Raw genomic sequence first — 14672 nt, 5'->3', positions numbered from 1 at the left:
GTAAATCAAAGGTGCCAAGTAATTCTATGGTTTTACCAAATAGGGAAAGCGTAAACGATGAAGCATTTGATACTAGTGTTAGTATAAAATAGTGGACACGATAAGTCGAACTAATTAAAATAATATTTAGTTAAGAAAGGATGTGTCTAATATGGGTAGTGGTAGACGTTATGATCAAGAATATAAAGATATGATAGTTGAGTTATACAAGTCGGGAATGACTGTTAATGAAATAGCTAAAGAGTATGGAATTGCAAATTCAACTATAAATGGTTGGATTAATAGATGTAAAGAAATCAAAGTTAGTGAGGAAGAAGTTATTACAGTAGATGAAATTATGAAATTAAAGAAAGAAATGGCGCGTATTAAATTTCATGCAAGTTTAAAAAAAGAAGAAATTTATACTACAACATATAAAGATTTCAAAGAAGCACAGTTGGCTATATTTGCATACATAGAAGGATGGTATAAGAGAAAAAGAATACACTCAGCTATAAATTTAACTGGTGATATTAATTTAAATTTATTATTTTGGCAGAAGGAAGCTGTAGTAGCTATAAATTATTTCCAAATGTGAGTAGAAGATATGAAGAAGGAAGAGCCCTACTATTATCAAAGCTTATCTCATTAGCAACAGGACTTAATGTATCATCTCCAAGTCTTAGAAATGAAAATCTATCTTAAGTAGATAGCATTTTGGTTTCTGTTGCAGAGTTACATAAGTTTTCAAAAGATGACAATAATAAATGGTACATCAAGTACATATGAATCATTCTGTGGAGAAAATATAAATGATAAAGAAAAGATAGAAGCATTTAAAAATAACTTTAAAAATGCTAAAGGACCTGATTTTATCAGCTGTTTAGGAGGATATGTAAATATTCTTGGACCAAATAAAACTGATAATATGGATCAACTATTTATTATTAGAAGAGCCATGTTACTTAGATCATTATTGGTTAGAAAAACACCATACCTTATAAATGATAATGGTGAGACACAAGTTGATAATGGAATTATTAGAGCATTATTAACGGTTTCTAGATTTAAACATGAATCTAGATCAATGGAAGCTATTTTAGAAATGAGTATGTTATCCGTAGTGAAGAAATGGATTATTGAACAAAAGACTAAATCATTAGTTTTTTGATGTTGGTAAATTTATAATTATACATGACTGTTGACAGGTATCAAAAAACAGTATCTGGGAATAATATGGGTGATGATAGGTAGAGTATTAAAAAATCACCATGATAATTGACTATGTTGTAGAAAAATATAGTCGTTAAAATGTGAAATTTGAAATATAAATCATAATAATGTATAATTATGAGTGCTAGGAGGTGTGCTTTTGAATAAAGTTTCAATAAGAATAGCACTAGCGTATGTTGGTGTGATTGTCGGAGCAGGGTTATCTTCAGGTCAAGATATACTACAATATTTCTTGAGTTTTGGTAAAACCGGAATGATTGGAATTGTATTTCTTGGTATCATAAATATTCTTTTTGGACGTATTATCGTCACTCTTGGATGTTATTATCAATCTGATAATCATCAGGATGTCTTAATGCAGATAACAAATCCTTTAATAACAAGGATTATTGATTTTTCTCTTATTCTTTCTAATTTTATAATTGGTTTTGTAATGATTGCTGGAGCAGGAGCAAATTTAAAGCAACAATTAGGTATACCTTCATGGGTAGGTGCATTAATTTGTTCTATTCTTATCATATTAGTTTCTTATTTAGATTTTGATAAGATTACAGGAGTGTTAGGAATATTTACACCAATACTTGTTGTAATGATTTTTGTTATCGCTGCATTTACATTTTGGGGAAAGTCTTATGATTTCACTGTCCTTGATGTAACAGCTAGAACTATAAAATCTTCTATGTCCAATATTGTATTTTCAGTAATAAATTATTATGCACTTTGTGCCATGACAGGCGTATCTATGGCTTTTGTTCTAGGTGGGTCTGTAGTACGTATAGGTGTAGCAGAGAAGGGTGGAACAATTGGTGGAGTAATAATAGGCATCATCATTGGAACAGTAGCTACAACACTTTTTGCAAAAATTGATGTTGTAAAAGATGCTGAAATACCTATGTTGGTATTGGCTAATCATGTACATCCTATTTTTGCTTACTTATATACATTTACAATATTTGCCTTAATTTTTAATACTGCTTTTAGTTTAAACTATGCATTAGCAAAGAGATTGGCAGGAAGTAATAGTGAAAATCCTAAAAGAAGAACTAGAATATTGTTAACAGGAATTACAATTGCAAGCTTTGCTCTTAGCTTCTTAGGCTTTAGAAGACTTATATCTATGATGTATCCTATACTTGGATATATAGGTGTTATTCTATTAGTTGTGCTTGTAATAGCTTGGTTAAGAGAAAAGGAAAATATACGTGAAGAAAAATTTATTAGAAGAAGAATGATAAAACTTTATAAAAGAAAGACTGATGAAAACCTAGAGTATACTCAAAAAGATCAAAAAGAATTTAATAAACTAGGAGAAGAATCTTCTGTTGATACAAAAGAAATTAAAGAAACAGTTAAAGAATTTGTAGATAAGAACTCAGAAACAAACAATTAATTTGCGTTGCCAAAAGTGGCAATGATGTTGAAAGAGATAATTATAATTGTTGATTCATTAATTTGAACACTATTAACTGAAATACCCAAGTATAGTATTTAATTTTACTTGGGTATTTTTGTTTATGCAATAGTTGAAGCTCTTAAATAGTCTGCTGTTTTAGAATTACTACATTGTAAAAGATTATTAGGCGTACCACAAAACATTACTTGACCACCATCATTTCCACCACCAGGTCCAATATCGATAATCCAGTCTGCTTGAGCAATTAATTCTAATCTATGTTCAACTATAACTACAGTATTATGGTTATCTACTAACTGACGAAGAAGTGAGAGCAATTTTTCAATATCATGGTTATGAAGGCCAGTAGTTGGTTCGTCTAGAATATAAATATTACCTTCTTTGTGCAGTTCACTAGCCAGTTTGATACGCTGAATTTCACCACCAGAAAGTGTGTCTGTTTTACGTGATAATGATAAATATCCAAGTCCCACATCTATCATACGTTCTATACAATATGTAATTTGTTTTGCAATAGAATTACCTTTTTAATTTTGAAATATCTCTATTAACATAAAGCCTGCGAAAACGAGAAAGTACACCTTCATAATCTACACGGTCAATTCTTCCAGTATTATTAGAACGTATCTCTATTTTTAATGGTTCCTTAGCATTGTAGAGTAAAATATCCCATTCTTCAGAAGTAAAATCTTTCAATTTTTTATCAGGATTTAAAAAGGAATTAGTAAGATATAGATAGCTTTGCCAGCCTGATGAAAATTGAGAAAATAAAATAGCACCTTCACGTAAAGTTTTTTCTTTATCAAATAAACTATCTTCAATTAATTCCAACTGCTCACCAAGCCCAGTACAATTAGGACACATTCCAAGAGGATGATTAGAAGAGTATGACATAGAACCACCAGCATTAGGCTGACCTATACGCGAAAAGAGTAGACGAACTAATGGGGCAACATCCACAGCAGTTCCTACAGTAGAGCGATTACTAGTACCTATTGATTTCTGATCAATAACTATAGATGGTGTTAAATTGTGAATAGCATCTACTTTTGGACGTTCATAATGAGGCATTTTATTTCTTAGATAAAGAGGGTAAGATGCCTGCCATTGTCTATTACTTTCTGTAGCAATAGTATCAAAGACAAGAGAACTTTTTCCTGAACCAGACACACCTGTAAATACTACAAGTTTTCCCTTTGGAATGGTTAGGTTAATATGTTTTAGATTGTTTTCATATGCATTTATAACTTCAATATTATCATCATCAATATTATTATTATTATTATTATTATTATTATTATTATTATTATTATTATTATTATTGTCACATATTTCTCTTAGTGTATTCATCATTAAATAACAGATGAATTACTTGCTATTCATGCTCATGATTGTGATGACTTCTATTATGGTTATGGAATCTGGATAGAAAAGAAAAAGGACTCAATATTTAAATACTATATTACAGGCTCTGATCCAGGAGTTAAATTCTTATCAGCTGTATATCCTGAAAGTAATTTAGAAATAACCATTTTAGGAAATAAAGAATTTACAGTACAAAAGTTTATAGAGACTGTTGAAGATTTGAAATTATAATGAGAATTTATGAAGAAAATCCCTAAATCATATAAGCTAATATTATGTTATATGGGTTTGATTATTATAGTTAATATTGTTCTTAAAGGCTAAGATTGTAAGTGAAAGTATCCTATAGAAGAAAAGATTAAAAAATTATGCTATAGGATACTTTTTATATTTTATCTAAATGCTAATTTGGAGTTGGTTAATACATAAACAATATTTTAAATAATTATAGACGTTTTAATAATCCTTCTAACATACAAGCATGTTTTGCTTCATCTTTATAAGCATTTTTTATAATTGCAGCTAATTCTCCAAGGCCAGCAGCTTCAGCTTTTTCTGCTAATTCACCTAATGGTTTACTAGCTCCAGCTTCACCTCTCATCATTTTTTCAATATCAATTTTTATGTCACCTGAAACTTTACCTGATAAGATTGCATATTGTGCAGCATGTTCTGCTTCTTCTAAGCCCATTGTTTTTAAAACTTCAGCAATTTCAGGATAACCAGTATATTGAGCTACTTTAGCCATAGCAAAATAAATTCCTGTTCCGCCACTTTCTGCGTTAAAATATTTAGTTAAAATATCCTTTAATTCTTGATTATCTTTTGCAATATCTAATGTATCTGTTATAGAAAATTTTAAATCAGCCATTATACATTCTTCTCCTTTAAGTTAATTTAGAAATAGTATAACCAATGATAATGAAATTTATTTTAATAATTTATGAATATAGTATTAATAATTATAAAAAAATTATTAATACTATCAACTAAATGTATATGATAATATTAATTTAATAAATAATATGTTAAAATATAAACAATAAGATATGGAAATAAAAATGTATACTTAAAATTCAGATAAGTTAAAATACTTGCTTATTTTTACGAGAGATTTGTATAAAATCTCAGTTATATAAAGAAACTAATAATTACTATATAACTATTGTAAATGTTAAACCAAAGATGAAAGGAGTATTATATTTATGGTTAATGTAAAGCTTAACGAAAAGGAAATAATAGAAAAAATCACAGTAAGGAAACCAATAAGCCAAAAAGAACTATCATTTGACCTGGCAGGTAACTTGTTAACAGGAGCAGGTGAAGATAGTCTAGATAAAGTAAACTTAATCCTTACCAAAGAGTATCTTTATATGCATTATAAAAGAAATGCTTTAATAGGAAATTTAGAAGAAATAAGTGATATTGTTCGAATACCACTAGAAAATATAGAAGAGTTTTCAGTTAGACATAATGAAATCAAGGAAATTATCACCATTAAGACTAATCAAGAAACTTATTATTTCATAAGAGACAATCATAATCAAGATAATCTTGCATTAGCAATGGCTAAATTAATAAAAAATAAGATATAATGTATTTAAACAATAGATAAGACTATTAATAATCATAAGTATACATAGATAAATTTAAAAATCATACATAAAATATTCATAAATATGTGATATAATATTTTGACAATAATCAAATGAAATTGAAGCTTAATTGAAAGGAATTATAATTATGACTGAATTCAGATATGATACACAATTATTAATAGAAGGAAAAAATCTTGATGAAGATAAAATAAATGATTACTTTGTAGAAAACTTTAAAGGTGACTGCCTTCTTGCAGTAGGAGATGATGAACTTATAAAAATTCATTATCATACAAATGAACCTTGGAAAGTTCTTGAGTATTGCTCAACATTAGGTGAAATATTTGATATTGTAATTGAAGATATGGATCGTCAATCTAGAGGATTAAAGGGCTAAATAGTTGAAAATTTAAGAATTTTGGTAATATAAATAAAATATCCAAAGATTTCTCAGAATATCGTTAAATCTTTGGATATTTTTACATATAATTTATTCGGCTGTATATTCATCAATTAATTTAATTGATTCTCTTATCATACCATCACAATGCTCTTTCTTTTTGCCACCTTTTTCAGCATTCATTTTAAGTAATTCAGCACAGTTAATAGTACCATTATGATTTTCCATGATCTTTTTCTTAAATTCTCTAATTATTGTTGGATTATCTATGCCTTAATTTATTAATTATTATTTGATTAATACTATACATTAAAGTTAAAATGAATATGTGTGACTAAGTCACAAAATATATATTTTTATTATTTAGGTGTTGAAATATAAATAAAATTAATAGAATCAGAAATATAAAAAATTTATAATCAGGAGAATAGTATATGAAAAATACAAATATTCAATTACTTTATGAATCATATCCTATCATTAAAGCTATTGATGAGGAAAATCAAAACATTATAGGGGAAAGAGCATATTTCAAAAGCTTGAAACTACAAGAATGCTTTTCATCAGCAAAAGGAGAAAAAAGAGTAGTCAATCATATGGGGTTGGCTACTCTTTTTTCATAATGATATTTACTTTTCTATAGGCTTTAGGAACTGATGAGTTTTTCCCATATTATAAGCAATCTTAATTATTGTTTTTTCCTCTGATGTCATTGTCCTACCAAACATTTTTTCAAATTGGTTTATTAATTTTTCATTATCTACTTTAGTTTTAACTAATGAATTTCTATTAGCAGGAGGATTATATATTGCAGGTTTGAAATTCTTTGAGCGAAGCTTTTGAAATACTTGAGTTGTGTAATAAGCATCATTTAAAGCATCGTGAAATTCGCTTTCTATAGGTATTTTAAAATATTCTACTGCATCCTTTAAACCTATTTTTATTCCCTTTTGACATTTTAATAATTTACATACAACAGTCTGTACATCAATATATCGTTTAAAATCATCTACCATATTTAAATCATGATATTGTATATTTTTTATAAGTTCTCTTATGTCGCATACTCCCCATACACATGATACAAAAGGTTCCTTACCTATAAACTTTAAAAAATCCTTATATACTTTTGGGAAACTATTATTATTCTTTAGCATATTTGTTGTTATTTTAGTTAGATCTTCAACATAGGGATGTATTTCTTTATATAAAGTAGGCTTTATAAGTCTATTAAAACTGTCTAAAATTTCAAAGTCCTCATTTAACTTTAACGCACCTATTTGTATTATTTCAAATGGGAGAGTGGAATTTTTTTTGTCTTTATCATAAGCCTGATTAAATTCTAAATCATATATTATATAGTTCATCGTATTTTCCATCCTTTAGAATACATATTAACTATATTATAATATAATATTTGATATTATGAAAATCATCTTGTATATTTGTCATTTGATTATCTTCAAAATATCTTTTTATACCGATTAATTACTCTATATTTGTCATACTTATAGAAGGACAATTAGTAAGGGTTAATATTACTACATGAAATAGTTTGTACTAAACTTGCAAAAATATTTAAATAGTTATAATATGAAGTTATGTTTGTAATTATATACTAATATTATTTTTTAGATAATTTTGTAATATTAGTATGGTAATGTTATTATAGAGGTGAATTAATTATGACAAAAATCGATATTCTTTCAGGATTTTTAGGTGCTGGAAAAACTACCTTAATTAAAAAATTAATTGAAGATGCTTTAAGCGGACAAAAGTTAATGATAATCGAGAATGAATTTGGACAGATAGGAATAGATGGTGGATTTTTAAAAGACACTGGAATTGAAATAACTGAAATGAATTCTGGATGTATCTGTTGTTCTTTAGTTGGTGATTTTGGTTCAGCTTTAAAGGATGCAATAAGCAAGTATAATCCAGATAGAATTATAATAGAACCATCTGGTGTAGGTAAATTATCGGATGTAATAAAAGCTGTTGAAAAAGTAAAAGATGAAGTAGATATTGAACTTAACAGCTATAGTGCAGTTGTTGATGCAATGAAATGCAAAATGTATATGAAGAATTTTGGAGAATTCTTTAATAACCAAATTGAAAATGCAAATACTATAATTTTAAGCAGAAGTCAAAAATGTTCTCAAGAAAAACTTGAAGAAGTTGTTAACTTAATAAAAGAACATAACAAAAATGCTGTAGTTATAACAACTCCATGGGATGAAATAAGTGGAAAACAAATCTTAGCTGCTATGGAAGAGAAAAATTCGTTAGAAGAAGAATTAATGAAAGAAGCTCATGAGCATAAACATCACCATCATGATGAAGACTGCTGCTGCGGACATGACCACGATCATGAACATCACCATCATGAAGAATGTTCTTGTGGACACGATCATCATCATGAACATCACCATGATCACGATGGAAAATGCCCATGCGGACATGATCATGACCATGAACACCATCATGCAGATGATGTATTTACAAGCTGGGGAACTGAAACTCCAAAGAAATATAGCAAAGAAGATTTAAATGAAATACTTAATAAGTTAAGCGGAAGTGAAGAATACGGAATAATTTTACGTGCTAAAGGAATGGTTCCAGATGCTGAAGGAAACTGGTTTAACTTTGATTTAGTTCCAGGTGAATTTGAAATCCGTGAAGGAGAGGCAGATTATACTGGAAGATTATGCGTAATTGGAACAAATCTTGATACTAATAAGATTGAAGAATTATTCCATATTAAATAATCTGATTAATAAAAAATATATATTCTTATATTCATAAATATATAAGAATATGTATTTAACATAATTGATTGTTAAAATCTTAATATTTAACTTAATATGAAAAGAGGCGGAAGGTATGAATATACCAGTTTACTTAGTGACTGGCTTTTTAGAAAGTGGTAAGACTAGTTTCTTAAAAGAAATTTTTAGAGATAAGGACTTCTTAGGAGGAGAAGAAAATCTTCTTATTGTATGCGAAGAAGGAGAAGTTGAATTCGATAAAAATGAATTAAAGAATGATAAGACTACTTTAGTTGTAATAGAAGATGAAGAGGAATTAACTAAAGAATACTTAAAAGAGCTAGAAAATAAATATAAACCTAAAAAGATATTTATAGAATATAATGGAATGTGGAGCATTGATAATTTATTTGATAATGTTTTACCTGAAAACTTAGAAGTAGTTCAAATTATGACTACTATTGATTCTAGTACATTTAGTGCATATATGAGTAATATGGGATCAATAATAGTAGACCAATTTAGATATTCTGATTTAGTTGTATTTAATAGATGTAACAAAGATACAAAGAAAATTTCCTTAAGAGGAAGTATAAAGGCTGTAAATAGACAGGCGAGAGTTATTTTTGAAAATGAAAATGGAGAAATTGATAATTCAGAAGATGTACTTCCTTACGATATAAATGCTGAAATTATTGAACCAGAAGAATATGATTTTGGAATTCTTTTTGAGGATATGATGGGTAATCCAGCAAAATATGAAAATAAAAAAATAAAAGCCAAGATGATGGCATTTAATCCAGATAAATATCCACCACAATTTTGTGTATTAGGTAGAGAAGCTATGACATGCTGTGAAGATGATATTACACCACTTGGATTAATCTGCAGATTTAAAGATGATGTTAAGATTAAAGATAAAGAATGGATTGAAGTAACAGCTGTAGTTCATAAGAGAAGACTAGATCAATATGATGAAGATCTTCCTGTTTTATATGTTGAAGAGATTTCAAAGGCTGAAGAACCTGAAGACGGACTTGTATACTTCTATTAATTGTATAAGAACTAATCAAGGCAGTTAATTAAAATATAATTTAATTAACTGCCGTTTTATATGTTATACAACAGATTATATAAAAATAAAGAAATTTCAGTAAAAGTTTAGTATATTATAATTCAGCCTCGATATTTTTGGCATTATATTTTCAAAAGTTAACTATAGCTAAACAATATGCTTAAAAAATATTATAACTGTAACTTCTGTTAAATAAAAATATGAAATATATAGAAAAATAGAGATATATTGAGTAAAGCTTAGTATGCCCTATATATCTTTATTTTTTTATTTTATATGTATAAAAAATCTAAATTTGTTTATTAATTCAACTTTGACTATCTTTGACTTTAGAAATATAATGTACTTGTACAAAGGATAAAGATAGATTTTAAATTAAGGTTTATAAATAATTTGTTTGAGATAATATATAATTCTAAATTTAAAAGCTATATATTATAAGTATGATTCAAGCTTATAACAAACTAAAAAATATAAAATTAAAGGAGGTCGTTTGTATGTTTGGATTAATACCTTTTAGAACTCATAATACAAATGAAGTAGGAGGAACATTTGCAGATTTAATGAGCGATTTCTTTAATGATGATTTCTTTTCTCCAATGGATATAACAAATGAAATAAGTAGATTTAATGCTGATGTAAGAGAAACAGATAAAGAATACTTAGTATGCGCAGAACTTCCAGGAGTAAATAAAGAAGATATAAGTTTAGATTATATTAATAATAAATTAATCATAAAAGCAAAGATACAAGAAGTTCACAATGACAACAGAGATAATTACATCAGAAAAGAAAGATGTTACGGCGAATTTTCTAGATCATTTTATTTAGATAATGTAAATAAAGATAGTATAAGAGCTAAATTTGAAAATGGTAAACTAAAGGTTATATTACCAAAACTAATCAAAGAACAACATTCAAATTCAAGTATATTTATTGAGTAATAAATAAGATGATAAATAAAATTATATGTAAATGTAAGAGAATAAAATCTTATATGTACTTTAGATATTCACAATAACTAATTTATATATAAAACAGTTTCATAAATTACTTTATGGAGCTGTTTTGTTTTTTTGAAATATATATTATATGTATTACATATTGTTGTAAATAAAAATGATGAGATTATTATGAGGATATATGAACTAAATAAATTAAAATTCATATTATAAACTATATGTGAAACTATATGTGAAACTATATGAACATCTGTGTGATTTATAGTAGATAATTATCAACTTATAATTTTAAAGAATAAAGAATTAGGATAAGAAAATATTTAATAAAAGGAGAGGAAATTATTATATGAAAATAGGAATAGATCTAGGTCATGGTGTAAATCCAGATAGGGGAGCCGTAGGAAATATTGCAGAGGAAACAATAATAAATGCAGTTGGATCCAAAGTAATAAGTAAATTAAAATCTTTAGGACATTCTGTGATTGAACTCAGACCATCAAGCGCTTCAAGTGTTAGTAATAGTCTATGGCAAAGATATACAAAAGCTAATAACAATAATGTTGATATGTGCATAAGCATTCATGCTAATGCTGGCGGAGGAAAAGGAACAGAAGTATTCACCTATAAAGGAAAAGAAGTAAAGGAAGCAAGAAATGTTCTAAATAATATAGTGTCATTAGGTTTTAATAACAGAGGAATTAAAGATGGTTCTAATCTTGCAATGATTAGAAATACATCTTCAGTATCTATGCTTATTGAAATATGTTTTGTAGATAGTTCAGATTCATCTCTATATGAACAAATAGGAGCTGAGAAAATTTCCAATGCAATAGTTAAGGGAATAACAGGGCAGAGTACAGTTGAAAACAAATATTATATTGTCACAAATTATTTAAAATGCGCTTATGATGGGTATGATGGGGTAGATATAAAATCAATATTAGATGCATACTTTAGCGATGTAAAATGCTATGTGAGAAGCAATGAAAAGGGAATTTGGATAGAAACACAATATCTGTCTAAGGATAAATGCGATAAGCTTAAATCTGACTTAGGTAGTTTATTCTATGAAATAGCTGAAGAATAATACTTCTAAATAATTCAGATATTTAAATTTAAATAAAAATAAAAGAACGTGATTTTACAACACGTTCTTTTAGTAGAGCTATATATTTTATACAGTTAAATAATAACTATATAAATGTTTATTTTAATAATTCATCAGCAAGAGTATTCATTGTTTCAATATCTTTTGCCTTAGCAACTGATTTTATTGAAACCATTGTATCGCAGATTTTAATATCTTTCATTTGATTAAACATATCTTTCATGCATTTTCCTGCTGTAGGTGTCCAAGAACTATTTTCTATTATACCAACTTTTCTGTTTTGGAAATTTTTATGCTTTAAGTGATTTAAGAAGTCTTCCATGCAAGGGAATAATCCACCATCATAAGTAGCACATGCAACTACTAATTTATCATATCTGTAGCAATCAGCAATAACTTGTGACATATCTGCTCTAGATAAATCATATAGTACTACATTTTTAGCACCCTTGTTTTTTAGTATTTCTGCCATCTTTTTAGCAGCTTCAGCAGTATTTCCATGAATTGATGCATATGCAACAACTGTACCTTCTTCTTCTGGAGTATAAGAGCTCCATTTAACATATTTATCTATATAATATCCTAAGTTTTCTTTTAATACTGGTCCATGTAACGGACAAATTGTTTTTATATCTAATGTAGAGGCTTTTTTAAGTAGAGTTTGAACTGCAGCGCCATATTTACCAACTATATTAATATAGTATCTTCTAGCTTCATCAGTCCAATCTTCTTCAACATCTAATGAACCAAATTTTCCAAAGCCATCAGCTGAAAATAATATTTTCTCTGTCTTTTCATATTCAACCATAACTTCTGGCCAATGTACCATAGGAGCCATAAAGAATTGAAGTGTATGTTTTCCTAAGTTTAATTCATCACCTTCACTAACAATTACTTTTCTATCTTCTATATTAAAATCAAAGAATTGTGGAAGCATATCAAATATCTTCTTATTTCCAACTAGCTTCATGTCTGAATACTTTTCAGCTAGTATTTGAATATTTGCTGCGTGGTCTGGTTCTAAATGAGAAATAACAAGATAATCTGGTTGTCTACCTTCTAAAACTGTATCTAAATTATCTAACCATTCATTAAGTGCTCTTTTATCCACTGTATCCATAACAGCTATTTTTTCATCTAAAATAACGTAAGAATTATATGATACACCATTTGGTATTTTATATTGGCTTTCAAATAAATCTAATGTTTTATCATTTACTCCTATATACTTTATAGAATCAGTAATACAATTATTGTTCATTTTGTTAATCCCTCTTTTCAAATATTATACCATTATCCGAATGTTTATTAGTATTAATAATTAATTAATAATAACTATATATTAGCAGAAAAACCTATATAAATCAAACAAAATATTAATTATAATGCTAAAAAATTCAAAAATTTATTTATATTTACACAGAAATTAATACAGAGATGATAATAACAAGGTATAACGTTCTGCATAAGTACGAATAATAAATTGCAATATTTAGTATATGCAGAAAATTAATAAATAAGATAATGATTTGAGTAAAAAGGAAATTAGATTGTTGGATTTAAAAGAAGTGAATTCAACGTTGTGTTAGAGTAGTTGGGTTATTGGTAAATAAATCAGAAAAGAGCTGTCGTAATGACAGCTCTTACCTATACAAGAAATACTAGTTTGCTTTATTAATTGAACCGAATAATTCCATTTTTTCTTTAACGATAGTTTTGATAGCTTCGTAACCTGGAGCTAATAGCTTTCTTGGGTCGAATCCTTTACCTTCTAAGTCTTTTCCAGCTTCAATGTATTTTCTTGTAGCTTCTTGGAAGTATAATTGACATTCAGTGTTAACGTTGATCTTAGAAACTCCTAATGATATAGCTTTTTTGATCATATCTTCTGGAATTCCAGTACCACCGTGTAATACTAATGGCATATTTCCACAAGCTTCATTGATTGCTTTTAAAGCATCGAAATCAAGTCCTTGCCAGTTTGCTGGGTATTTACCGTGGATGTTTCCGATACCAGCAGCAAGCATAGTTACTCCTAAATCAGCAATTTGCTTACATTCAGCAGGATCAGCAACTTCTCCTCTTCCGATAACTCCGTCTTCTTCTCCACCGATTGAACCAACTTCAGCTTCTAAAGATAATCCTCTTTCTGAAGTTTTAGCAACTAATTCTTTAGTTTTTTCGATGTTTTCTTCGATTGGATAGTGAGATCCATCAAACATTACTGAAGAGAATCCAGCATCCATAGCTTTGTAGCATCCTTCGTAGCTACCGTGATCTAAGTGAAGTGCAACTGGAACAGTTATGTTTAATTCTTCTAACATTCCGTTAACCATTCCAACAATAGTCTTATAACCACACATATATTTTCCAGCACCTTCAGATACTCCTAAGATTACTGGTGAGTTGTTTTCTTGAGCTGTTAATAAAATAGCTTTTGTCCATTCTAAGTTGTTGATGTTGAATTGACCAACAGCGTATTTTCCTTCTCTAGCTTTGTTTAGCATTTCTTTAGCTGATACTAACATTGTTACGACCTCCGTATACTTGTATATTTATTATAATAACTATAATATGTAAGAAAAATTAATAGCAAAAGATTACATAACATTTTTCTCTACAAAACACATTATACTCTAAAATTTAGTATATGAAAACACAAAAATGAAAATATCCTGCAATAATAGAAATTTTGTTAATTATTTAACCTCTTTATTTACATTTAAACATAAATGTTCCAATTATTTCTTGAAGTGTCTATGTATCTTAC

The 14672-nt window shown here is 27.8% G+C and carries 16 protein-coding genes and 1 pseudogene; 10 read left to right on the top strand and 7 right to left on the bottom strand.

Annotation, left to right across the window (positions count from 1 at the left end):
* The first annotated feature begins 151 nt into the window (after positions 1 to 151).
* From HF850_RS00935 to HF850_RS00925, 3 genes and pseudogenes are all read left to right on the top strand, one after another.
* The gene (locus HF850_RS00935; RefSeq protein WP_169103594.1) at positions 152 to 577 is read left to right on the top strand and encodes a transposase; all 426 of its coding nucleotides are present in this window, start codon (positions 152 to 154) and stop codon (positions 575 to 577) included.
* A 171-nt stretch (positions 578 to 748) separates the two neighbouring features.
* A pseudogene (locus HF850_RS00930) lies at positions 749 to 1114 on the top strand (Ryanodine receptor Ryr); the annotation flags it as partial.
* Positions 1115 to 1351: 237 nt separating this feature from the next.
* Positions 1352 to 2602: a hypothetical protein gene (locus HF850_RS00925; protein WP_206151547.1), complete on the top strand. Its 1251-nt coding sequence runs from the start codon at positions 1352 to 1354 to the stop codon at positions 2600 to 2602.
* Between the two features lie 122 nt (positions 2603 to 2724).
* Here the strand turns inward: HF850_RS00925 and HF850_RS15460 are convergent, their stop codons facing one another.
* From HF850_RS15460 to HF850_RS00915, 3 genes are all read right to left on the bottom strand, one after another.
* Entirely contained in the window at positions 2725 to 3108 is a 384-nt protein-coding gene (locus HF850_RS15460; RefSeq protein WP_206151546.1) for an ATP-binding cassette domain-containing protein, read from the bottom strand.
* Between the two features lie 37 nt (positions 3109 to 3145).
* Positions 3146 to 3976, bottom strand: a complete 831-nt coding sequence (locus HF850_RS15455) for a hypothetical protein (protein WP_206151545.1) — start codon at positions 3974 to 3976, stop codon at positions 3146 to 3148.
* Positions 3977 to 4436: 460 nt separating this feature from the next.
* Positions 4437 to 4862: a ferritin family protein gene (locus HF850_RS00915; protein ID WP_169103591.1), complete on the bottom strand. Its 426-nt coding sequence runs from the start codon at positions 4860 to 4862 to the stop codon at positions 4437 to 4439.
* 334 nt (positions 4863 to 5196) lie between these two features.
* On the opposite strand from HF850_RS00915, the gene HF850_RS00910 reads away from it, so the two are divergent.
* Together HF850_RS00910 and HF850_RS00905 are read left to right on the top strand one after the other, a co-directional pair.
* Entirely contained in the window at positions 5197 to 5586 is a 390-nt protein-coding gene (locus tag HF850_RS00910) for a hypothetical protein (protein ID WP_169103590.1), read from the top strand.
* A 148-nt stretch (positions 5587 to 5734) separates the two neighbouring features.
* Positions 5735 to 5986 carry a kinase to dihydroxyacetone kinase gene (locus HF850_RS00905; protein ID WP_169103613.1) on the top strand — a complete coding sequence of 84 codons (252 nt, stop codon included), beginning with the start codon at positions 5735 to 5737 and terminating at the stop codon, positions 5984 to 5986.
* 93 nt (positions 5987 to 6079) lie between these two features.
* On the opposite strand, the gene HF850_RS00900 is transcribed toward HF850_RS00905, so the two are convergent.
* The gene (locus HF850_RS00900) at positions 6080 to 6241 is read right to left on the bottom strand and encodes a C-GCAxxG-C-C family protein (RefSeq protein ID WP_347564367.1); all 162 of its coding nucleotides are present in this window, start codon (positions 6239 to 6241) and stop codon (positions 6080 to 6082) included.
* A 182-nt stretch (positions 6242 to 6423) separates the two neighbouring features.
* Here HF850_RS00900 and HF850_RS00895 point away from each other — a divergent pair, with 182 nt between their 5' ends.
* The gene (locus tag HF850_RS00895) at positions 6424 to 6612 is read left to right on the top strand and encodes a hypothetical protein (RefSeq protein WP_169103588.1); all 189 of its coding nucleotides are present in this window, start codon (positions 6424 to 6426) and stop codon (positions 6610 to 6612) included.
* Positions 6613 to 6618: 6 nt separating this feature from the next.
* On the opposite strand, the gene HF850_RS00890 is transcribed toward HF850_RS00895, so the two are convergent.
* The gene (locus HF850_RS00890) at positions 6619 to 7356 is read right to left on the bottom strand and encodes a 3'-5' exonuclease (protein ID WP_169103587.1); all 738 of its coding nucleotides are present in this window, start codon (positions 7354 to 7356) and stop codon (positions 6619 to 6621) included.
* Between the two features lie 318 nt (positions 7357 to 7674).
* Here HF850_RS00890 and HF850_RS00885 point away from each other — a divergent pair, with 318 nt between their 5' ends.
* The 4 genes from HF850_RS00885 (at position 7675) to HF850_RS00870 (ending at position 11881) form a co-directional block, all read left to right on the top strand.
* Entirely contained in the window at positions 7675 to 8757 is a 1083-nt protein-coding gene (locus HF850_RS00885) for a GTP-binding protein (RefSeq protein ID WP_169103586.1), read from the top strand.
* Positions 8758 to 8872: 115 nt separating this feature from the next.
* On the top strand, positions 8873 to 9811 hold the full coding sequence (locus HF850_RS00880) for a GTP-binding protein (protein ID WP_169103585.1): 939 nt from the start codon (positions 8873 to 8875) through the stop codon (positions 9809 to 9811).
* Between the two features lie 518 nt (positions 9812 to 10329).
* Entirely contained in the window at positions 10330 to 10776 is a 447-nt protein-coding gene (locus HF850_RS00875) for an Hsp20/alpha crystallin family protein (protein WP_169103584.1), read from the top strand.
* A 364-nt stretch (positions 10777 to 11140) separates the two neighbouring features.
* Positions 11141 to 11881, top strand: a complete 741-nt coding sequence (locus tag HF850_RS00870; RefSeq protein WP_169103583.1) for an N-acetylmuramoyl-L-alanine amidase — start codon at positions 11141 to 11143, stop codon at positions 11879 to 11881.
* A gap of 118 nt (positions 11882 to 11999) precedes the next feature.
* Here the strand turns inward: HF850_RS00870 and HF850_RS00865 are convergent, their stop codons facing one another.
* The gene (locus HF850_RS00865; protein ID WP_169103582.1) at positions 12000 to 13163 is read right to left on the bottom strand and encodes an FprA family A-type flavoprotein; all 1164 of its coding nucleotides are present in this window, start codon (positions 13161 to 13163) and stop codon (positions 12000 to 12002) included.
* Positions 13164 to 13563: 400 nt separating this feature from the next.
* Positions 13564 to 14430, bottom strand: a complete 867-nt coding sequence (fba, locus tag HF850_RS00860; RefSeq protein ID WP_169103581.1) for a class II fructose-1,6-bisphosphate aldolase — start codon at positions 14428 to 14430, stop codon at positions 13564 to 13566.
* Positions 14431 to 14672 lie beyond the last annotated feature (242 nt).

Origin of the sequence: Clostridium sp. SM-530-WT-3G (genome assembly GCF_012843905.1) — a bacterium.
Lineage (GTDB): Bacteria > Bacillota > Clostridia > Clostridiales > Clostridiaceae > Clostridium.
This window is presented reverse-complemented; position numbering and strand designations above follow the sequence as displayed.

Bases quoted from the DNA above. Each gene is read 5' to 3' on its own strand.
- HF850_RS00915 (WP_169103591.1), bottom strand. From the start codon at position 4,862: ATGGCTGATTTAAAATTTTCTATAACAGATACATTAGATATTGCAAAA.
- HF850_RS00905 (WP_169103613.1), top strand. From the start codon at position 5,735: ATGACTGAATTCAGATATGATACACAATTATTAATAGAAGGAAAAAAT.
- HF850_RS00865 (WP_169103582.1), bottom strand. From the start codon at position 13,163: ATGAACAATAATTGTATTACTGATTCTATAAAGTATATAGGAGTAAAT.
- HF850_RS00885 (WP_169103586.1), top strand. From the start codon at position 7,675: ATGACAAAAATCGATATTCTTTCAGGATTTTTAGGTGCTGGAAAAACT.
- HF850_RS00895 (WP_169103588.1), top strand. From the start codon at position 6,424: ATGAAAAATACAAATATTCAATTACTTTATGAATCATATCCTATCATT.
- HF850_RS00935 (WP_169103594.1), top strand. From the start codon at position 152: ATGGGTAGTGGTAGACGTTATGATCAAGAATATAAAGATATGATAGTT.
- HF850_RS00875 (WP_169103584.1), top strand. From the start codon at position 10,330: ATGTTTGGATTAATACCTTTTAGAACTCATAATACAAATGAAGTAGGA.
- HF850_RS00880 (WP_169103585.1), top strand. From the start codon at position 8,873: ATGAATATACCAGTTTACTTAGTGACTGGCTTTTTAGAAAGTGGTAAG.
- HF850_RS15460 (WP_206151546.1), bottom strand. From the start codon at position 3,108: ATGATAGATGTGGGACTTGGATATTTATCATTATCACGTAAAACAGAC.
- fba (WP_169103581.1), bottom strand. From the start codon at position 14,430: ATGTTAGTATCAGCTAAAGAAATGCTAAACAAAGCTAGAGAAGGAAAA.
- HF850_RS00870 (WP_169103583.1), top strand. From the start codon at position 11,141: ATGAAAATAGGAATAGATCTAGGTCATGGTGTAAATCCAGATAGGGGA.
- HF850_RS15455 (WP_206151545.1), bottom strand. From the start codon at position 3,976: ATGAATACACTAAGAGAAATATGTGACAATAATAATAATAATAATAAT.
- HF850_RS00910 (WP_169103590.1), top strand. From the start codon at position 5,197: ATGGTTAATGTAAAGCTTAACGAAAAGGAAATAATAGAAAAAATCACA.
- HF850_RS00890 (WP_169103587.1), bottom strand. From the start codon at position 7,356: ATGAACTATATAATATATGATTTAGAATTTAATCAGGCTTATGATAAA.